Source organism: Rothia sp. P7181, assembly GCF_048513015.1.
Lineage (GTDB): Bacteria > Actinomycetota > Actinomycetes > Actinomycetales > Micrococcaceae > Rothia.
This window is the reverse complement of the sequence record NZ_JBLXXZ010000004.1, coordinates 36,716-57,391: the sequence shown is the minus strand read 5'-3', so window position 1 is coordinate 57,391 and position 20,676 is coordinate 36,716. Positions and strand designations below refer to the sequence as shown.

18 protein-coding genes and 1 tRNA gene are annotated in these 20,676 nt (G+C 49.1%); 12 read left to right on the top strand and 7 right to left on the bottom strand.

Annotated elements, in window-relative coordinates; all coding sequences use genetic code 11:
- Positions 1-28 precede the first annotated feature (28 nt).
- The 6 genes from ACN08Z_RS03125 to ACN08Z_RS03100 all read left to right on the top strand — a co-directional run bounded on the left by ACN08Z_RS03125 (position 29) and on the right by ACN08Z_RS03100 (position 7,303).
- Positions 29-922: a Rossmann-like and DUF2520 domain-containing protein gene (locus ACN08Z_RS03125; RefSeq protein WP_419103144.1), complete on the top strand. Its 894-nt coding sequence runs from the start codon at positions 29-31 to the stop codon at positions 920-922.
- Between the two features lie 36 nt (positions 923-958).
- The gene (gene panC, locus ACN08Z_RS03120) at positions 959-1,879 is read left to right on the top strand and encodes a pantoate--beta-alanine ligase (RefSeq protein ID WP_419103143.1); all 921 of its coding nucleotides are present in this window, start codon (positions 959-961) and stop codon (positions 1,877-1,879) included.
- 71 nt (positions 1,880-1,950) lie between these two features.
- Entirely contained in the window at positions 1,951-3,438 is a 1,488-nt protein-coding gene (gene lysS, locus ACN08Z_RS03115; RefSeq protein WP_419103220.1) for a lysine--tRNA ligase, read from the top strand.
- 100 nt (positions 3,439-3,538) lie between these two features.
- Positions 3,539-3,751 carry a hypothetical protein gene (locus ACN08Z_RS03110; RefSeq protein ID WP_419103219.1) on the top strand — a complete coding sequence of 71 codons (213 nt, stop codon included), beginning with the start codon at positions 3,539-3,541 and terminating at the stop codon, positions 3,749-3,751.
- A 175-nt stretch (positions 3,752-3,926) separates the two neighbouring features.
- Positions 3,927-4,286, top strand: a complete 360-nt coding sequence (locus ACN08Z_RS03105) for a histone-like nucleoid-structuring protein Lsr2 (RefSeq protein WP_419103142.1) — start codon at positions 3,927-3,929, stop codon at positions 4,284-4,286.
- A 449-nt stretch (positions 4,287-4,735) separates the two neighbouring features.
- Positions 4,736-7,303 (top strand): ATP-dependent Clp protease ATP-binding subunit, encoded by a 2,568-nt coding sequence (locus ACN08Z_RS03100; RefSeq protein WP_419103141.1) that lies wholly within the window; start codon positions 4,736-4,738, stop codon positions 7,301-7,303.
- Between the two features lie 201 nt (positions 7,304-7,504).
- Here ACN08Z_RS03100 and ACN08Z_RS03095 read toward each other — a convergent pair whose 3' ends face one another.
- Complete coding sequence (locus tag ACN08Z_RS03095; RefSeq protein WP_419103140.1) at positions 7,505-8,461, bottom strand: A/G-specific adenine glycosylase; 957 nt, start codon at positions 8,459-8,461, stop codon at positions 7,505-7,507.
- 78 nt (positions 8,462-8,539) lie between these two features.
- On the opposite strand from ACN08Z_RS03095, the gene ACN08Z_RS03090 reads away from it, so the two are divergent.
- Complete coding sequence (locus tag ACN08Z_RS03090; protein WP_419103139.1) at positions 8,540-9,418, top strand: hypothetical protein; 879 nt, start codon at positions 8,540-8,542, stop codon at positions 9,416-9,418.
- An 87-nt stretch (positions 9,419-9,505) separates the two neighbouring features.
- On the opposite strand, the gene disA is transcribed toward ACN08Z_RS03090, so the two are convergent.
- Genes disA through ACN08Z_RS03075 form a run of 3 tightly spaced genes read right to left on the bottom strand, consistent with a single transcriptional unit; the run spans position 9,506 to position 13,406 of the window.
- Entirely contained in the window at positions 9,506-10,582 is a 1,077-nt protein-coding gene (gene disA / locus ACN08Z_RS03085; protein WP_419103138.1) for a DNA integrity scanning diadenylate cyclase DisA, read from the bottom strand.
- Between the two features lie 37 nt (positions 10,583-10,619).
- Positions 10,620-12,032, bottom strand: a complete 1,413-nt coding sequence (gene radA / locus ACN08Z_RS03080; protein WP_419103137.1) for a DNA repair protein RadA — start codon at positions 12,030-12,032, stop codon at positions 10,620-10,622.
- Between the two features lie 48 nt (positions 12,033-12,080).
- Entirely contained in the window at positions 12,081-13,406 is a 1,326-nt protein-coding gene (locus tag ACN08Z_RS03075; RefSeq protein ID WP_419103136.1) for an FUSC family protein, read from the bottom strand.
- A gap of 207 nt (positions 13,407-13,613) precedes the next feature.
- Here ACN08Z_RS03075 and pstS point away from each other — a divergent pair, with 207 nt between their 5' ends.
- Genes pstS through pstB form a run of 4 tightly spaced genes read left to right on the top strand, consistent with a single transcriptional unit; the run spans position 13,614 to position 17,724 of the window.
- Positions 13,614-14,726 (top strand): phosphate ABC transporter substrate-binding protein PstS, encoded by a 1,113-nt coding sequence (pstS, locus tag ACN08Z_RS03070; RefSeq protein ID WP_419103135.1) that lies wholly within the window; start codon positions 13,614-13,616, stop codon positions 14,724-14,726.
- 39 nt (positions 14,727-14,765) lie between these two features.
- Positions 14,766-15,797: a phosphate ABC transporter permease subunit PstC gene (gene pstC, locus ACN08Z_RS03065; RefSeq protein WP_419103134.1), complete on the top strand. Its 1,032-nt coding sequence runs from the start codon at positions 14,766-14,768 to the stop codon at positions 15,795-15,797.
- A 3-nt stretch (positions 15,798-15,800) separates the two neighbouring features.
- On the top strand, positions 15,801-16,904 hold the full coding sequence (pstA, locus tag ACN08Z_RS03060) for a phosphate ABC transporter permease PstA (protein WP_419103133.1): 1,104 nt from the start codon (positions 15,801-15,803) through the stop codon (positions 16,902-16,904).
- A gap of 40 nt (positions 16,905-16,944) precedes the next feature.
- A complete protein-coding gene (gene pstB / locus ACN08Z_RS03055) occupies positions 16,945-17,724 on the top strand; it encodes a phosphate ABC transporter ATP-binding protein PstB (RefSeq protein ID WP_419103132.1) in 780 nt (259 codons plus the stop codon).
- 115 nt (positions 17,725-17,839) lie between these two features.
- Here the strand turns inward: pstB and ACN08Z_RS03050 are convergent, their stop codons facing one another.
- The 3 genes from ACN08Z_RS03050 to ACN08Z_RS03040 all read right to left on the bottom strand — a co-directional run bounded on the left by ACN08Z_RS03050 (position 17,840) and on the right by ACN08Z_RS03040 (position 20,458).
- A complete protein-coding gene (locus tag ACN08Z_RS03050) occupies positions 17,840-18,853 on the bottom strand; it encodes an inorganic phosphate transporter (protein WP_419103131.1) in 1,014 nt (337 codons plus the stop codon).
- Positions 18,854-18,856: 3 nt separating this feature from the next.
- A complete protein-coding gene (locus ACN08Z_RS03045; protein WP_419103130.1) occupies positions 18,857-19,477 on the bottom strand; it encodes a DUF47 family protein in 621 nt (206 codons plus the stop codon).
- Positions 19,478-19,738: 261 nt separating this feature from the next.
- Positions 19,739-20,458, bottom strand: a complete 720-nt coding sequence (locus ACN08Z_RS03040) for a histone acetyltransferase (protein WP_419103129.1) — start codon at positions 20,456-20,458, stop codon at positions 19,739-19,741.
- 144 nt (positions 20,459-20,602) lie between these two features.
- Between ACN08Z_RS03040 and ACN08Z_RS03035 the strand changes: the two genes are divergently transcribed.
- Positions 20,603-20,675: transfer RNA gene (locus tag ACN08Z_RS03035), tRNA-Lys, on the top strand.
- Position 20,676: the final 1 nt, after the last annotated feature.

The window sequence follows — 20,676 nt, the reverse complement described above, 5'->3', positions numbered from 1 at the left end:
AGGAAACAACTAGGGTAAGCTGTTACCCGTGAGTTTTACACAACCAGCCCGCATGAAAATTGGTGTGATATCTGCCGGTAAGGTAGGTGCCGTCCTCGGCGCCGCCCTACGGGCCGCTCAACATACCATCGTCGGGGTACACGCCATCTCAGAGGCTTCTCGCGAACGTGCTGAGATGCTACTACCTGGCGTTCCTCTTCGCAGCATCCCCGATATTGTGCAAGAAGCTGAAGTCGTATTACTTGCTGTACCTGATGATACTATTACTTCCGTTGTTGAAGGAATAGCGCATACTGTCGGTTGGAAAAACGGACAAATCGTTTTTCATACCTCCGGTATGCACGGCATTTCGGTTCTTGAACCAGCTGCCGCACAAGGTGCAATTTGTTTAGCAATTCACCCGGCCATGACCTTCACTGGGTTATCTCTGGACCTAGCGCGTTTACAAGATACTTGTTGCGCCGTAACTGGGCCGGCACCATTTCTACCTATTGCTCAGGCACTAAGCGTTGAGATGGGTGCTGAACCGGTAACTATTGCAGAAACAGACCGTGGACTGTACCACGCGGCATTGGCACATGTGGCAAACCACCTTGTGACCATTACTGGACAATCACTACAAATTCTCGAATCTATTGGGGTTCCCCAACCTGCACACTATTTACGTCCGCTCCTTCAAGCAGCGTTAGATAACGTGTTATCTTCTGGCGAAAATATGCTCACAGGACCAGTAGCTCGAGCCGATATCCAGACGGTACACACACACGCACAAGAACTTAGCCAGTATGCACAAGAAGAGAACTCTGAAGATATCTCAATAGCGTACATAGCGTTAGCTCAAGCCACCGCGCAGAGAGCTCACGCGCGAGGCGCATTGAATGATGAACAGCTTGAACGCGTCCTAGACGCCTTACAACGCTAACGTTTTAGTGCACATGATGAAAGGATCTTTCACCCCGTGACGAGTAGTCCAATAATTATTCGTTCTGTTGATGAACTTCGCCAAAGCGTCAGTTCAGCACTTGAACGAGCCCAAGAACAAGCTCACCAGCAGGCAACAGAAGAACAACCCGCAACACCCGTAACATTGGGTTATGTGGCAACCATGGGCGCATTACATGAAGGACACGCCACGCTCATCCGTCGCGCTCGCGAACAAAATGATGTTGTTGTGGTCTCAGTCTTTGTCAATCCTTTACAGTTTGGCCCTGGCGAAGACTACGAGAAATATCCACGCACCCTTGAATCAGATGTTCAGGTTGCTCAAGAAGCTGGTGCCGATATTGTTTTTGCCCCAGATAACGACCAAATGTATCCTTCTGGCACCCCTTTGATTACGGTGTCTTCAGGGAAGCTCGGAAATCTTTTTGAAGGTAAGACACGTCCTGGGCATTTTGATGGTGCTTTGACGGTTGTCAATAAGTTCTTTAACATTCTTAAATCTGGTGCTCGTCATCATGTTGTCAACGCGTATTTTGGTCGTAAAGACGCACAACAGGTGTCGTTGATTCAGCGTATGGTTCAGGATTTTAACCACGATATTGTGATTAAGCCGGTGCCTATTGTGCGTGCTGATGACGGTTTAGCTCTTTCTTCTCGCAATCAATATTTGAGTGCTGAAGATCGTGAGCGTGCGCTGGTGTTATCGCGTACATTAGCGATGCTTCGAGAACAGCAGATTACTCGTGGGCTCACTGAAGATGATATTAGCGCTGCTCGCGAACGCATTGACGCTGTTGAAGGTGTGCGCTTAGATTATCTTGAAGTAATTGATTCAGAAACCTTTGAGCCTCCGGCAGCTGATTCATCAAAGGTCTTGGCTCTCGTGGCAGCCTATGTGGGGCAGACTCGTCTCATTGACAACATGGAATTAAACTAATTTTTCCGCTATATATTCAAAGACGTTAGGTTTTTTACGTGACTAATCATCAGAAGGGCGTTTCTTCAGAAATGCCAGTTATTGCAGATATGTCTGAACAGATGCAGATTCGTTTGGGCAAACGTGCAGATATCCTTGCTTCAGGACGTGAAGCATACCCCGTGGGTGTGCCTGTAACGACCACTATTGAGGCTATCCGCGAAAAATACGACGGTGTGCTTAATGCTGAGGATACTACCGGCGATATTGTGGGTATTGCTGGGCGTGTCGTGTTTGTGCGTAATACCGGTAAGCTGTGCTTTGCAAGTTTACAGCAGGGTAACGGTACTCGTATTCAGGCGATGATTTCTCTTGCCGGTGTAGGCGAAGAAGCCCTTGCTGATTGGAAGGCTTTAGTTGATCTTGGCGACCACGTTTTTGTTCATGGTGAAGTGATTTCTTCTCGTCGCGGTGAACTTTCTGTGATGGCTGATTCTTGGCAGATGGCTTCTAAAGCATTACGCCCTATGCCCACGTTGCATAAGGAACTGAATGATGAGACTCGTGTCCGTCAGCGTTACCTCGATTTGATGGTTCGTGATGAGGCTCGTGAGCTTGTGATTAAGCGTGCAAAAATTACTCAAACTATTCGTGATGTTCTAAACGGGCACGGCTATATTGAGGTTGAGACTCCTATCTTGCAGCTGATTCATGGTGGTGCTGCGGCGCGTCCGTTTGGTACACACCTGAACGCGTTTGACCAAGATATGACGTTGCGTATCGCTACCGAGCTTTTCTTAAAACGTGCGCAGGTTGGCGGTATTGAGCGCGTATATGAGATCGGGCGCGTTTTCCGTAATGAGGGTGTCGATTCTACTCACAGCCCAGAGTTCACAACGTTAGAATGCTACGAAGCGTATGCTGATCAGTTTGTGATGGCTGAGCGTATGCGTGAGATTATTTTGGCTTGTGCTGAGGCTGTAGGCATTTACCAGATTGAAACTGATAAAGGCACTATTGACTTAAGCGGTGAATGGAAGTGGGTTGCAGTCTATCCTGGTCTGTCTGAGGCTGTTGGGGTAGAGATTACTCCGGAGACTCCCGCTCAGGTACTTCGCGATATTGCTCAGAAGCACGATATCTCCGTAGACCCTCAGTGGGATGCTGAAAAACTTGTGGTGGAGCTCTTTGGTGAAATTGTTGAACCGACGTTGCTCAATCCTACTTTTGTGTATGATTATCCTCCGTCGGCTCAGCCCTTGGCTCGTCCTCACCGTGATAAGCCGGGTCTGATTGAGGCTTGGGACTTGATTATTGGTGGCATGGAACGTGGCACTGCTTTCTCGGAGCTTATTGATCCGGTGATTCAGCGTGAGCGTTTGACGGAGCAATCTCTTCTTGCTGCTGGTGGAGATGATGAAGCGATGCAGTTAGATGAAGATTTCTTGCGTGCTCTTGAGTATGGTGCTCCTCCAATGGGCGGTATTGGTCTTGGTGTGGATCGTCTGATCATGCTCTTTACGAATGTTGGTATTCGAGACACTATTTTGTTCCCGTTGATGAAGCCAGAAGCTGATTAAATTTGTGTGAAAGCGTTGCCTGCAGGAGTTCCTGTGGGCAACGTTTTTGTATAAGCACGTTATTCTAGAGAAAAGTTTTCATGAGGAAATGAGTTCGGTGATGGATTATCTTATTGCGATTATGCCTTCTTTAGGGGCGGGTATTGTTCTCTTTTTTATTTTGCGTTGGATTACTCGTGCTGATAGGACGGAGCGAGCTACTGCACGTGGGATTGAAGAAGACGCAAAGCAGTGGTACGAGAATGTGAAGAGTTCAAAGGGTACTCGTGATCCTTTTGGTTCAGAGCAGTCAAAAGATACTGAGGTTAAATAAAAATAGTGTTTTTTCACTATTTATTTTTACCTTATTCGTATTTATTGCTATTCTTCTAAGGGATATATAGTATATAAATATATATGGATTCTGTTTCTTAGAATGAGAAGAATAATTCTTTCTTTGTTCTAAGTGGTGTCCTTTGCTACGGTTTAGATAACTCAGGAGAAACGTAATGGCTCAAAAGGTAAAGATTATTCTTGAAGATGACCTCGACGGCGGTCCCGCAGAAGAGACTGTGCGTTTTGGTCTTGATGGTGGCCAGTACGAAATTGACTTGTCTAGCGCAAATGCTGCTCGTTTGCGTGATGCTGTGCGTCCTTTTGCTGCAAAGGCGCGTCGTGTGCAAGGTTCGCGCACTCCTGGTCGTCCTGCGGGTTCACGTTCTGTTTCTGCGCCCAAGCGTAATCCTGAAACTGCTGCTATCCGTCAATGGGCTAAAGATAACGGTTATGAGGTTTCTGACCGTGGTCGTATCCATCAGGATATTCAGGATAAATATTATGCCCAGCAGAAGACTAAGGGCGATTTCTAAGAACCTGCTATCTTTTACCTGATTTTAAAGAGTTTGGGGCTTTCCGTGTGGAAAGCCCCAAACTCTTTAAGGCGTTTATATATTTCTTGAGAAATGTATAAAGTTATTCTTAGTCCACACTTTAGGGGATATGTATCTATTGATATATCAGCATATTTCCCACTGCTGTATTTTATAAGCTTTCTTATCTTAATAGTTTTTAAAGAAACTAAATTCTTCTGAATGTTGTCAACGCCATTCATTTTCTTTTTTAACAAAAATAGTAAGTCTGCCCATAAATAACTTACCAACACCGAACGTGGTAAGTGAACACCTCAAACAGGGTCTAAAGACTCCTAAGAGGGGGGGCGTTTAACTACTTATCTTTTCACCGCATGCGAACAGCCCCCAGAAAGAACAAAAATACGCGTAATGTTTTGCATAACGTAAGATTTTGTGAGGAGTGTTCAATGTTTGAACGATTTACCGACCGTGCTCGGCGCGTAGTGGTTCTAGCGCAAGAAGAAGCGCGCATGCTAAACCACAACTATATCGGCACCGAACACATCCTATTGGGTCTCATCCACGAGGGTGAAGGTATCGCCGCTCGTGCATTAGAATCCTTAGGAGTAAACCTCTCGAGTGTTCGAGAGCAAGTTCAAGACATCATCGGCCCCGGTGCTCAAGCGCCATCAGGCCATATTCCTTTTACCCCGCGGGCAAAGAAAGTTCTAGAACTTTCGATGCGTGAAGCTATCCAACTCAACCACGGCTATATCGGCACCGAACATATCCTCTTAGGGCTCGTACGCGCCGATGAGGGTGTTGCAAATCAGGTTCTCACCAAGCTCGGTGTAGACGGTGCTAAAGTTCGTCAAACCGTCACCGACTTGATCGCAGGATACTCCGGAAACAACGAAGGCAAAGAAACTGCCGGTGTTGGTGCTGGAAACTCCAAAGAAGGCGCGCCTGCTGGTTCTGCCATCCTCGACCAATTCGGACGCAATCTCACTGCCGCAGCCCGCGAAGGCAAAATGGATCCGGTCATCGGCAGACACCGCGAGATGGAACGCGTCATGCAGATTCTCTCGCGCCGCACCAAGAACAACCCCGTGCTCATCGGCGAACCAGGCGTTGGTAAAACTGCCGTCGTCGAAGGGCTCGCTCAAGCAATTGTGCACGGCGACGTTCCCGAAACACTCAAAGATAAGCACCTCTACTCACTCGACCTCGGCTCACTCGTCGCTGGCTCACGCTATCGCGGAGACTTCGAAGAACGGCTTAAAAAAGTTCTCAAAGAAATTCGCACCCGTGGCGACATCATCCTCTTCATCGACGAAATCCACACCCTCGTTGGTGCTGGTGCAGCAGAAGGCGCCATCGACGCAGCCTCAATCCTCAAGCCCATGCTTGCTCGCGGCGAACTGCAAACTATCGGCGCAACCACCTTGGATGAGTACCGTAAACACATCGAAAAAGATGCGGCCTTAGAACGTCGCTTCCAACCTATTCAGGTCGATGAACCTTCACAAGCTCTGGCTATTGAAATTCTCAAAGGCGTGCGCGACAAGTATGAAGCGTACCACCGCGTGACCATCTCAGATGAAGCCATCGAATCAGCGGTAAACCTGTCTGCACGGTACATCTCTGACCGTTTCCTCCCCGATAAGGCAGTAGACCTCATCGACGAAGCGGGCGCACGTCTACGCATCAAACGCATGACAGCACCACCTGAAATCAAAGATCTCGAAGAACGTATCGCCCAGCTTAAAACAGAAAAAGAAGCTGCTATTGCTGCTTCTGAATTTGAAGAGGCAGCAGAAATTCGCGACCGCGAACAACAACTCATCGAGAAAAAAGATGAGGCAGAGAAGAAGTGGCGCGAAGGCGGAGACGAATTCGGTGAAGTCACTCCTGACGTGATTTCTGAAGTTCTTGCCTACGCAACGGGTGTTCCGGTCTACAAAATCACCGAAGAAGAGACCAGCCGTCTACTCACCATGGAAGATGAACTCCACAAACGAGTTGTCGGACAAAAGAACGCTATTAAAGCTCTTTCTCGTTCTATTCGTCGAACTCGTGCTGGACTCAAAGACCCCAACCGTCCTGGTGGCTCTTTCATTTTTGCTGGACCTACCGGCGTTGGTAAAACCGAGCTTGCTAAAGCGCTTGCTGAGTTCCTCTTTGGTGATGAATCTGCCCTCATTACCTTGGACATGTCAGAGTACCAAGAGAAGCACACCGTTTCTCGTCTCTTCGGCGCACCTCCCGGATATGTGGGCTTTGAAGAAGGCGGACAGCTCACCGAGAAAGTACGACGCAAACCCTTCTCCGTCGTACTCTTTGACGAGGTAGAAAAAGCTCACGCCGACCTCTTCAACTCACTTCTACAAATCCTTGAAGATGGACGCCTCACCGACTCTCAAGGACGTGTCGTCGACTTCAAAAACACCGTCATCATCATGACCACTAACCTTGGTTCTCGTGATATGGCACGTAAAGTACCTGTCGGTTTCCAAAGCGTTGGAGACGTTGAAGGTGACTACGAGCGGATGCAAGCACGCGTGATGGAAAGCCTCAAAGAGCATTTCCGTCCAGAATTCTTGAACCGTGTTGATGATATCGTCGTCTTCCCGCAGCTTTCTGAGACTGAAATCTTGCAGATTGTGGACCTGTTCACTGGTCGTTTAGCTCAGCGTCTTGCGGAGCAGGATATGAGCATTGAACTCACAAACTCTGCCAAGATTCTGATGGCAACAAAGGGATATGATCCTGCGATGGGTGCACGCCCACTCCGCCGTGAAATGCAACGAAACATTGAAGATGTTCTATCCGAAAAGATTCTTTTTGGAGAGATCAAACCGGGAGAAAAAATCACGGTCGATACGGTGGGCGAAGGAGACCTCGCAAAATTTGTGTTCTCTTCCGTCACGATGAGCGAATTATCTGAGGACTCAGTAGACTTCTCCGCCCACGAGGCAGAAGAAGAAGCTGAAGAAATCGTTGAGCACGCTCAAAGCTCCGAAACAGAAGAGTAAAGGCACTCCTGGGAGCACCTCAACTCTCAAGAAACTTATAGAGGTCGTCAATGACTAGTAAACCTCCCTCCCCCCTGTGTGGGGGAGGGAGGTTTTTAGTTCCCGCCCTTGCGCCTATTTTCGGCTATGCGCTCACGCAACGACTCGCATCGGTTTAGTTCCCGTCCCCTGAACATTCCAGTAGAGAAAACACCTCACTCTTTAAAGGCTCAAACCCGATGAAGTTCTTTGAGCTAACCCGTCATGAACTAGCGTAGATAAACACCGCTCTTTCTGCTCAAAAGGACTATTGAGCTGATGTAAATGCGTTAGCTCCTCAGAAATATCTGGGCGATGATTTACCGTATGAGCGTCGAAAAACATTTCTGGTGGCACAGGTGTGAGAGCCTGACGCAAAACCGCCATAATAGCACCTCGAAGCTGACGGTCTGTGCCGTGCCAAGACTGCCCTTTAGGGGTGTAATCTGCTGGAGGTTTTCCTTCACGAACCCACGCACAATGCTCCTGTACCGGACATGCCTGACATTGTGGGGTACGTGCAGTGCAGATAAGAGCACCAAGCTCCATTGTTGCCGCATTCCATTGAACAGAATCTTCTAAAGACTCTGGCATGAGTGACTGCGCTAATCGAGTTTGTGCTGCAGTTAAAGATTTACCCGGTAAGGCTTTCGCCAAAATAAGTCTGCTATGAACTCGTCGAATATTAGTGTCGATAACTGTTGCTCTGCCACCAAAGGCAAAAACACTAATAGCAGCAGCCGTATATGAGCCAACACCGGGTAGCGCCACTAACTCCTCATAACTTTGAGGGACGATACCAGAATGTTTTTCAACAATCGTCTTTGCGGCCTCATGAAGACGAAGAGCACGCCGAGGATACCCAAGTCGTCCCCATGCCCTAAGAATAGTTGCAGAATCTTCTGCTGCAAGAGCAGCCGGCGTACTCCACCGTTCAAGCCAATATTCCCAGACCGGTAACACACGTTTGACGGGGGTTTGTTGGAGCATGAACTCACTGACCATCACCTCCCACCCCGTGCGTGTAGGGGCACGCCAGGGAAGGTCTCTTTGGTTCTTCTCAAACCACGAAATAACGTTTTGGTGGATGACGGCGAGTTCTTGTGCCGATGGTGATGAATGAAAATGCTCAGAAGCCACAAGAACACCATAAAGGATTTAACATATCCATAGCCAATAGGGGCAGAAAACTAGCACAATACACGCTATTCTAGATATATGTCTCAAAATGGTTTCGAAGATCCACACGGCGACGAGCCTACACAGCAGGTGTACATCCGACGTCGTATTTTTGCACTCTTAGCACTTCTTCTCGTGCTGATCCTTCTTATCTGGGGTTTTGTGTCTATTGTGAGAGCGCTCAGCGGCTCATCTAAGAACACAGACGCTTCTGCTTCACAAGCAACAGCGTCCAGTTCTTCAGCTGCTCCTTTTAGCGATTTTACAGACCGAGCTTCAGCGTCTGCCCACGCCGACAATAAAGACGGCGACAAAGATAATAAAGATAAAGACGAAGCAGATAATTCTGCTTCTGCGCAGGCTTCAGATAATGCTCAAGAGCAGAAAAAAGAAGAGGACGCGCAAGCTAGTGCATCTGCAGAAGCCGCAGAGACTGCTGCAGCTGAACCAACTCAGGAACAGCGCACTGAAGATGCAACTGCATCCGAGACTGCTACTGCTGAACCTACCGAAGAGCAAAGCCCTGCCGTAGTATCAGCTTGCTCCGCAGCAGACATGGCTGTTTCCTTAACCGTTGATAAGAATTCTTACGGTGCCGGTCAGTTCCCTGCTATGGCAGTTACTTATACCAACACAGCCGGAACTCCTTGTGCTGTTGGAGGTAATGCCGGAACCGTCGATGTCAACATCATCTCTGGTCCAGCTCAGGTATACAACTACGCACAGTGCAACGCTGCTGCAGCTGACCCAGCAGAAATCGCTGCTGGTGCAACCGATACTAAGGTGATTACTTGGGACCGTTCCCTAAACGTCCTCGGTTGTGGCACTAAACGCACCATTCAGCCTGGACACTACTGGGCTACTGCAAGCGTAAACGGCGTACACTCCAAGCCTGTTCGTATCATCGTCACCGGCTAGTACCATAAACTTAACGTTGAGCGCCGACAGTGTTTTCTACACTGTCGGCGCTCAACCTTTAACGCTGAAAAATAATACGCTGTATTTTTATCTGAACTGTTCAAGCAAAGATGCCTCTGCCATCCGTGAAAGAGACTCACGAATCACACGAGCACGCTGCTCACCGATACCATCAACAGCACGCAAATCGTCGAGACTAGCAGACATCAACCCCTGCAAACCATCAAATTGTTCAACAATACGAGACGCAACTGCCCCTGGCATAGACTTAATACCCGATAACAGACGATACCCACGCGGATACAACGGCACATCTAAATTCTGTCCATCTAAACCGATAGCGTCTGCAATCATCGAAAAATCAACAAGTTCTCTATCATCAAGAGAATATAAACCGCTAAGAGCCACATCGACCTGTTCACTATGAGGGGTGCCTTCTGCCGGCAAATAATCACGAAGAATCACTCGAGCATCGGGAGTATCTGGACGGGTCAACTCCTCTAATTGCAACGCAATGAGACGACCACTAACACCAAGCTCCAACACATAAAACCCTACTTCAGTGCAAATACGACGAACCATCTCCATCCGTTGCAAAGTAGCCGCAACATCACGAACCGTAACACTCGACTCAATCTCAAAAGAAGACAACGACTGAAGAACTTGCTCTAAACGCTTCGTATAAGACTCCAACGTCTGAATCGCTTGATTAGCTCGGCTCATTAACACCTGAGAATCTTCCACCGTATAACGGATACCATCCACATACACCGAAATAAGAGACATGGACGCGCTCACCGAAATCACTGGAAAACCCGTCTGCACTGCAACACGCTCAGCAGTACGATGACGAGTACCAGACTCCTGCGTCGGAATACTAGGGTCAGGTAAAAGTTGAACACCAGCATGAATGAGCTGCGTCGCCTCACGGTCACAAATAATGGCGCCGTCCATCTTTGCAAGCTCTCGAATCCGAGTTGCAGAGAACTCTGTATGAATCGCAAAACCACCAGAAGATATTTGAGATACCGTCTTATCATTGCCGAGCACAATGAGAGCGCCGGTTCGACCACGAAGGATTCTCTCTAACCCTTCACGCAACTCGGTGCCAGGAGCAATACGAGCAATAGTTTTAAGAAGACGTTCACTGTAGACAGACTGCACAAAACTATCTTATGCCAGTAACAACATAAACCTTAAATTAGGAGGTTTTAGAGGACTTCTCAGCAGGGAACAACAACGTTAAAGCCTCATTCAAAGAAATAACCTCACGAACGCTCACACCAGCAGGAACCTCACCCACACCCGCAGGAGAAGCCGGCACAATAACATGAGTAAAACCTAGGCGCGCAACTTCAGCAATACGCTGACGAATACCAGGAACAGGGCGAACCTCACCAGCAAGCCCGACCTCCCCAAAAACAGCAAGCTTACGCGGCAGAGGCTGATCTTGCGCAGCCGACGCTAACGCCATCACCGCCGCTAAATCAGATGCTGGCTCAGCAATTTTTGCGCCACCAACGGTTGAAATATAACAATCTAAAGAACCCACATGAAACCCTGCACGCTTCTGAAGCACAGCCAAAAGCATGGCAATACGAGAATGATCAAGACCAGAAGTTGTCCGTCTTGGCTGGGCAGTAGAAGACTGATCTAATAGCGCCTGAATCTCCGCTAACAAGGGGCGACGCCCCTCCATAGTTACCGTAACGCACGTACCAGATACAGGGTGCGCTGTCCTCGACACAAAAAGCCCTGACGGATCAGTTACAGGCGCAATCCCGTCCTCATGCATATCAAAACAACCCACCTCATCGGTTGGGCCAAAACGATTTTTAACAGCACGCAAAAGACGAATCTGCGAATGTTTATCACCTTCACACTGGCACACGACATCAACTAAATGCTCTAAAAGACGTGGGCCAGCTATCGTGCCCTCTTTCGTCACATGACCCACAAGAAGAGTGCACATATTTCGAGACTTTGCTGCAGCAATCAACGAAGCAGCAACCTCACGCACCTGAGTCACACCACCGGCACTTCCCTCTACTTGAGTAGAAGCAAGAGTCTGCACCGAATCAACAATCAAGAGCGCCGGATTCACCTGCTCAACATGAGCCAAAGCTACACTCAAATCCGTCTCAGCGGTCAAAAACAGCGTATCTGCCACCGCACCAATACGATCAGCACGCAATTTCACCTGAGCCGCTGACTCCTCACCGGTAATATACAACACCCGATGCGACGCATCAGCACCTGTACCACGAGCAAAACGAGCCGCAATATCAAGTAACAACGTGGACTTACCGACACCTGGCTCACCAGCCATCAAAATGACCGCGCCCGGGACAAGACCACCACCAAGCACCCGATCAAACTCAGGATTACTCGTCGGCATATACTGAGCAACCGTAGAATCAACCGACCCAATAGGACGAGCCGGCTGAGCTACCGCAGAAGCAGGAGCAGTCTTAGCAACAGCCACCCCCTGAATTTCTTCTACCGTTCCCCATAGCTGACACTGACCACAACGCCCCACCCACTTAGCGGTCGTCCAACCACACTCAGCACAACGATACGTATTCGCAGAACGAGAAGACTTACGAGCACTCATTAACGACCCTCCACACTAAAACTCAAGATACAGCCTACCAACATGGCACTACTGATCCCCTCTGAGCTGAGAACGCAACACAATATTCAACGTACGAGTATCATCAGGGCACAAACCACGACCACCAGTAGAAGAATCCTCAGACTGCTCAAGAGCCTGATCTAAAAGTTCACGCTGCTTTTGCGGATCTTGAGGAATTGCCGGAATCTGCTGAGTACGTGGCGCATGCTCCGTCATCGAAACTGTCAACGGCACCAAACACTGAACCGCCTCATCATGAGACTTCCCCGTAGCCTCCAACAAATCAACCACAAGAGGGCGAACCATCAACACCAAAGACTCCGCCTCCAACGTACGAACACCCATCAGCACAGGGTCAAGCTGCTGAGCAATACGCACTAAATGACGTTCCGTCTGAGCTTTAAGATCCGAACGAATATGGTCCTCACGATGAGAAACCGCCTCACCTAACAAGGTCACCGCAACACTCAACTTAGAAAGCACCGTCGTCAAAGAAATAATGGCACTTTCAGAGAGCTGCACATGAGCCAACGTAGAAGCCATACGCCGGTTCAACACACGAGTATTACGAATCGCCAAATCAACAGCATTCAACGTAGAAGCTAACTCCAACAACTCACTTCGATGGCTACGGCCCAACCACGATAACTGAGCCATACCCTTAGCCGTTACCACCTCGCCATCTGCTGTCGCATACAGCGGCTGTAAATTACGGGCACTGGCCAACGCCATCCACGCAGCCTTAGAATCATAGGCCTCCATCGCAGCAGCAGATTCCTTGAGCACATCACTATAAGCTGCCAATAACTTCTGAGAATTCCAACGAGGAGACACCCGAGGATCCTTCGGGAAAAGGAACATCATCAAAAACGCAAAAGCACCACCCACGATAGCGTCAAGACTCCTCAAAAAAGGACCCTCAACCGTGGGCGTCATCAAAACTACCAGACAGGACTGCAAACCCATCTGAATCGTAAAAATAATGCCATCGTCAAGAAAACGTGCCACCAAAATAGAAATCAGAAGAATTACTGCAGCCTGCCAAATGCCACGCCCCAGAAGCAACATCAACGCATCACCAATAATGACACCCAACGTCACACCAATAGTTACTTCTAACATCCTCCGCGCATGAGTAGCACCACGCACATACCCCAACGAAACAATAGCCGCCGTAGCAGCAAAAATTGGTTCACTATGCCCAAGAACATGCTGAGCAAAAATATATGCACCGATACCAGAAGCAACAATCTGAAGAGACTGAAAAAAGCCCTCACGAACCCTTCTCATGCCAGTCATAAACCAGTCACAAAAACTCTGTACAAGACGCGACCACGCGTGTGAAACTCCCATGCTCTCTAGTGTAGGCGCTCAACACAAAGAACAAGAAAATAGCACAGAGTTAAGGAACCGTTCACGTAAGCGTTTATTATGAGCAACTTTCCACTCCTAGAGTTGCACCTGTATGGGACAACTACCAACACCCCATTCAACGGTCTACCCATACACCTGAGATAGAGAATATCTCAGATTTTCTTCACATACGGAAAAGGACAATTCGTGAAAGCAAAAGCTCTTGCAAGCGCAGGCTCCCTAGCCCTTATCGGACTATTCGCTCTTTCTGCTTGCGGATCTGATAACGCAGTCAAAACAACCACCAACGACTCATCCTCCGATACCCAAAGCAACATCAGCGGAACCCTCACCGGTATCGGCGCATCCTCACAGCAGGCAGCAATTACCGCATGGGAAAGTGGCTTCGCAACAGAACACAGCGGCGCAAACGTACAATACTCTCCTGACGGCTCCGGTGCAGGACGCAAAGCATTCCTTGCAGGAGCAGCAAACTTCGCCGGCTCTGACGCCCATCTGTCCAAAGAAGAATACGAAGCATCCAAAGCTGTCTGCGGTGCAGACGGCGGCATCGACATCCCCGTATACATCTCACCTATCGCTATCGCCTTCAACGTACCCGGCGTCAAAGAACTCAAACTCGACGGCGAAACCATCGCAAAAATCTTCAAAGGCGACATCACCAAATGGAACGATACTGCCATCGCTTCCCAAAATAACGGTGTCGAACTTCCTGACACCACCATCACCGTCGTCCACCGCTCTGACGACTCAGGCACCACCAAAAACTTCACCGAATACCTCGAAGCTGCCTCAAACGGTGCATGGGGCAAAGAAGCTGACGGTAACTGGCCTTCCGAATATGCCGGTGAAGCAAATAAAGGCACCTCCGGTGTCGTCTCCACCACCGTAGCAACAGAAGGCGCCATCACCTACGCCGACGCATCAGCCATCGGAAGCCTCGGAACAGTATCCGTCAAAACCGGTGAAGATTACGTCAAACTCTCCCCAGAATCTGCCGCTAAAACGGTAGAAATCTCTGAACGAGTTGGCTCCATGAACGAACACGACATGTCCATCGACATCAACCGTACACCCAACGAAAGCGGCGCATACCCCATCGTGCTCGTCTCATACCACATTGTCTGCTCCACCTATAAAGATCAGAACACCGTAGACCTCGTCAAAGCATACGAAAGCTACGTCGTATCTGAAAAAGGACAGCAAGACGCTGCTAACGCCGCATCTTCAGCGCCGCTCACACCAGCACTACGCGAAGAAGCACAAAAAGCAGTCGATTCCATCACCGTCGCGAAATAAATATCAGCAACGAACGCAGAACCGAGATAGAGCGCATTCATGACTACCCAAATACGGTCCACACTTCCAGGGCCAACAGAATCACACTATTCTGAAAAGCCAGACAACGAGACAAACCGTCCTCAAGGTTCACGCCCCACCAACGGCGCAACACTCAACCCGTTCTCACAGGCAACACATGCAGGTAGCCCAGCCACCGACAAGATTTTCTCCGGAATTTCACTCGGTGCAGGAATCCTCATTCTCGCTGTTCTTGCGTCCGTTGCGATATTCCTCATCATCCAAGCAGCCCCAGTTTTCTCTGCCCCAGCAGCAGAACTCACCGAAGGCAGCTTCTGGTCTTATATCTACCCGCTAGCAGTTGGAACGCTTATCGCCTCCGCCATAGCGCTACTTCTGGCAACACCCATGGGCATCGGTATCGCCCTCTACATCTCCCACTACGCACCAAAGAAAATTGCGAAACCGGTCAGCTACCTTATCGACCTGCTCACCGCAATCCCCTCCGTCATCTTTGGTGCATGGGGAGCTATGGTGCTCGCACCACAAGTCGTACCCATCTACGACTGGCTCGGAACACACATGGGATGGTTACCCATCTTTGCAGGGAACACTTCACAAACAGGTAAAACCATCCTCACCGCAGGAGTCGTCCTCGGTATCATGATTCTGCCCATCATCACCTCCATGTGCCGTGAACTTTTCATCCAAACCCCCAAACTGCAACAAGAAGCAGCGCTAGGGTTAGGCGCAACACGCTGGGAAATGATTCGTATGACGGTCCTTCCCTTTGCACGAACCGGAATTATCTCCTCCGTCATGCTGGCACTAGGACGCGCACTCGGCGAAACCATGGCCGTCACCCTCGTACTCTCTGGAGGGCCACTCACCGCCTCCATTATCTCCTCCGGAAACCAAACCTTCGCCTCAGAAATTGCGTTGAACTTCCCTGAAGCTTATGGCTTACGCATGTCAGAACTCATTGCTGCCGGTTTGGTGCTCTTCGTCATCACCCTCATCGTCAATATCGCAGCACGACTTATCGTCAGTCGCTACCGCAAGAAGGCATAACTCATGAGTATCGCATTATCATCATCTGACTATTTTGGAGTTCGACGAGCACCACGTTGGATGCCTCTCGCAGTAGCTGCCCTAGCGGTAACCTTCGGAGCGGCGCTCGCTTCGGTTGTTGGGTTTTCGTGGGTTAGCTGGGGTCTCTTTTCCGCAGTAACTTTCATCATTGCTGCTCCGATAGTGACGGGAATGGTTGAAGGGCGACGCCGTGGAGTGGATTCTTTAGCACGGTTCCTAGTTCTTGGAGCTTTTATCGGTGCTCTTATCCCACTGACCTCGGTGATTTGGGTTGTCCTTTCTAAAGGTCTGCCTCACTTATCGGTTGATTTGTTGAGCACCTCGATGAAGGGCGTAACAGGTGTTCACGATAACGCTGCATTAAGCGGTGAAGGCGCCGTCCTCGGCGGTATTTACCACGCGATAGTAGGAACATTAGAGATTACTCTCCTTGCAACAGTGATGTCGGTTCCTGTCGGTCTGCTCACTGCCATCTATCTTGTGGAATACGCCAAAGGTGGTGTCCTTGCGAAAGCAATTACTTTCTTCGTCGATGTGATGACTGGTATCCCATCAATTGTGGCTGGTCTTTTTGCGGCATCATTCTTCGCCTTCGCAACAGCTAACCCCTCTGAAAGAACAGGTTTTGTTGCGGCTGTAGCCTTATCAGTTCTGATGGTTCCTACCGTGGTCCGTAACGCAGAAGAGATGCTTCGTATTGTTCCTAACGAATTACGTGAAGCTGCATATGCGCTAGGCGTTCGTAAATGGCGCACCATTATGAAAGTTGTTATTCCCACTGCCATTTCTGGTATCGCCTCTGGTGTGACTCTTGCAATTGCGCGCGTTATCGGTGAGACTGCCCCGATTCTTGTAACTGCAGGGTTTGTCACCTCCATCAACTGGAATGCTTTTGGTGGGTGGATGGCAACATTGCCAACATACATCTACTACCAGTTGATGACACCAACTAGCCCAACCGCTGCTGCCGTTTCTGAAGGTCGAGCGTGGTCAGCTGCTCTTGTACTTATCGTCATTGTCATGGTGTTGAACCTAGCTGCTCGACTGGTGGCAAAGGTTTTTGCCCCGAAGACAAGCCGCTCATAATACTTTTCCTCTCCCACTCGCAATAGTTAAGGAAACTCTCTTGTCTCAGCGAATCGATGTTGAAAACCTCAACGTATACTACGGTGATTTTCTTGCTGTAGAAGATGTCAATATGACGATTGAACCGCGCTCGGTCACTGCTTTTATTGGGCCTTCTGGTTGCGGTAAGTCAACGTTCTTACGTACGTTGAACCGTATGCACGAAGTTATTGCCGGCGCTCGCGTTACCGGAAGTATTCGCCTTGATGGGCATGATCTGTATGGTAAGGGAGTTGATCCTGTAGCAGTTCGTGCGAAGATTGGTATGGTTTTCCAGCGTCCTAATCCGTTCCCGACGATGTCTATCCGCGAGAACGTTCTTGCTGGGGTGAAGCTCAATAATCGTAAGATTTCTAAGAGTGATGCGGATGAGCTAGTAGAGACTTCTTTGAAAGGTGCAAACCTGTGGAATGAAGTCAAAGATCGTCTTGATAAGCCAGGCGGTGATCTTTCTGGCGGCCAGCAGCAACGTTTATGCATTGCTCGTTCTATCGCCGTCAAACCTGAAGTTATTTTGATGGACGAACCTTGTTCTGCGTTAGACCCCATCTCTACTTTGGCGGTAGAAGATTTGATCAATGAACTGAAAGAAGACTATACCGTGGTGATTGTGACCCACAATATGCACCAAGCGTCACGTATTTCAGATAAGACCGCATTCTTCAATATTGCTGGCACTGGTAAGCCTGGAAAACTGATTGAGTACGGTGATACTCGAGAGATTTTTAGCCGACCGAAAGAGCAGGCAACGGAAGATTATATTCTTGGTCGTTTCGGATAAGACCGAAGTCTGCCGGCAGAAGATGAGGGGTGTAACGCGTGTATGCGTTACACCCCTCATCGTATATGTGATGCAGTACGAGTGTGCATGAATAATTCATGAAAAGATTCTGAGGCTATTTGAGAGCTGGGGAGAGTAGCAGAAAGAATAATGAGGCGATACAGAACGCCGCTGGTACTGTTGCCACCCACGTCAAAATAACCTTGAGCGCGATAGGAAGACGTACAGAAGAGAACCTTTGATTGATGCCTGCGCCGAGCACGGAGGCGGAGGCAAAATGAGATGAAGATACGGGTGTGTGCAGAAAAGCTTGAGATAAGAAGAGAGCTATTGCTGTTGTTCCCTGTGCAACTGCACCACGGAATGGGTCGATTTGAACCATTTTATGTGCAAAGGTGTGTCCGATACGCCATCCGCCCACGAGGGTTCCTGCTGCGAGGGTTAGCGCGAAGAAGAGAATGGCCACGATAACCCATAACGGGGTGAGCGATATATCTGCGCATAGACACATTAATAAGAAGAACAATAATGCTCGTTGTCCTACTTGAATCCCGTGTATGAGAGAAATAGCTGAGTTTGACATCGACATTGCGTGGCGTGAGACCTTATGCACTGCACGCGGATATGCCTTAGACGTCAGACGCGATAGAGGAAAAACTGTTGCCCACGAGAGGAAAAATACTAAGGCGGGGAGCACCAGAAACGGAACAAGAATGAAGCTTTTAAAAGACTCTGTGAGCGGGTTAACGGTCGCAATATTTGATTCATTCGCCGCCCAGACTGCGCCAATGAGTCCGCCAAAAAGAGCGTGGGTAGACGAGGAGGGCATCCTAAGCCAAAAGGTGATGAGGCCCCATACTATTTGAGCGAAGAAAGCTGTGAGGAGGATGGCTAAACCTACATTGTTAAGCGGCACCTTCACCCATTGTGAGTGATGGTTTGTGAGGATGGCTGTACCAGCGAGGACTCCTAAGAAGTTAAGGCAGGCGCCGACAAGTAACGCTATTCTTGGTGTGAGTGCGCGGGTTCGTACGGGGACGGCGGCGGCGTTGGGTGCATCATGGAATCCCGTGACGAAAAGATAGCCGGTGAGTCCTAAAAATGCGAGGATAAACAGGATGATGCTCACTATTTATGATTCCTGTACCACGATGCGACCAATTTGTGCGGAGACTGCTCTCATGGAATCAGATACAGCTTTGAGTTCTGTAATGAATTGGAAGTGCTTCATATAATGTTGGCTGTTATTTTGGTCGACAAGTTCGGCACTGTAGATTTCTGCTGTGCGTGTTGCTTGGCGTGAGATGCGTAGCATGTCAATCCAGTATTCGTCGAGTCCTTTGAGGTCTTCGAGTTTTGGGATAACAGCTGTTGTTAGGACGGCTTCTCGTTGGATGAGGTCGAGCATCGTGGTCAGATGTGAGGGGAATCTTTCAATACGGTGTAGTGAAAGTACATGTGCGGCACTGGTGAGGCGTTCTACCGCTGTCATCAGGTGGTTTGCTAGCGTGTAGAGGTCTTCTCGAGGTAGGGGAGCAGCGAAAGAGCTGCGTACGAGTGTCATGGTGGTAAAGAATAGGTCTTGTGCTTGTGCTTCTTGTGTGAACATCTCATCGAGGATGTTAGAGGTGTCAGCTTGTTCTATAGAGCCTACGAGCTCTGAGAGCATATCTGCTGAGTTGATGACTTTTCGTGAGAGTTCTGCCAGAGATTTTAGAGAAGAGTTTTCAGAGAGGAATAAGTAGTCAAACACGGCTTTCCTTCGGGTGGTTCCCCGCAAACTTATGATGTGCGTAGTGGTGATGCAGGCAGATGAGCCGTTCTGGGGAAGTGTTTTAGGCGATGCCAGGCTGGGAGCGCCTCTCGGCGGAAGGCCGCTCGTAGCGGCTATATTTTTGGAGCCCGGGGCTACCTATTAGCAGCCTGACATCTATATCTAGTTTCTTCTCTTTTGCTAAGGATGTCAAACGTTCGATACCGATGATGCTACATGTGTAGATAGCGTTGTTGGTGTCTATTCGAGGGTGCCTGCTCGCCATGATTGTGCTGCTTGTTCGAGTTCTTGGGAGATAGTAAGGAGCTGTTGAGTTTTGCAGTGGAGTCGTTCTGCTCGTCTACGTGCTTCCGTCTGTACTTCTGCACTGGGGTGTAGTTCAGGTTGTAGCGTTGGCTCAGATGAGCGCATGGGATAATTTTTGCCTGAGACGATGGTGTGCGCGGTAGCTCGTTGTCCTGTTGCGATAACAGCACAGAATGCGGCGAAACGTTCTAAGGCTATGTCGAAATCTCCGGTGTAGGCTCCTGTGAGAATGGTGTTGGTGGTTTCTGCGACTTCTTGTTCGGTGGGTGGGTCTGCTACACCTGCGATGAGGGAGGAACGCCAGTTTTGTTCCATTCCGCGAGCATAGTAGTGCGCGATTTGTGTTGTATGTGTGTGGACGGTGTCTCTAATGAGGTAGATTCTCCAGAGTGCGCCAGGTAAAGAGAGAGCAGGCGCTTGTGACCACATTTCTGCGAGTGTTTCTAAGCCGAAGGTGTCGGTAAAGTGGACAAGTTTTTGGGTAATGTTTGGGTCGGTATTTTTTCTTCCTTGTTGTAATAGTGCATGCGCTGAGAAGTGTGCTGCCTGTGCGGTTGTTTGAGGGTCTGAACCACCAGGGTAACGGTCGAATACCTCAGTGGAGAATGTGACGGGGCGGTGGTGTGTTCTGCTGGGTCGAGGGTTTTGGGGCATAGGGATATTCTAGGTTTTTTAGTGTTGAGGGTGAGAGGGTTTAAATGTGCTCCTTATCGCGTTAAAAATATTCTCTGTGGAGTTTTTACTTTTTCGATAATTGCTGTATAGTAGTACCTGCTGAGTTCGTTTGAGCTTGGTGGAGCGCCTTTAGCTCAGTTGGTAGAGCATCGGACTTTTAATCCGTGGGTCGTGGGTTCGAGCCCCACAGGGCGCAC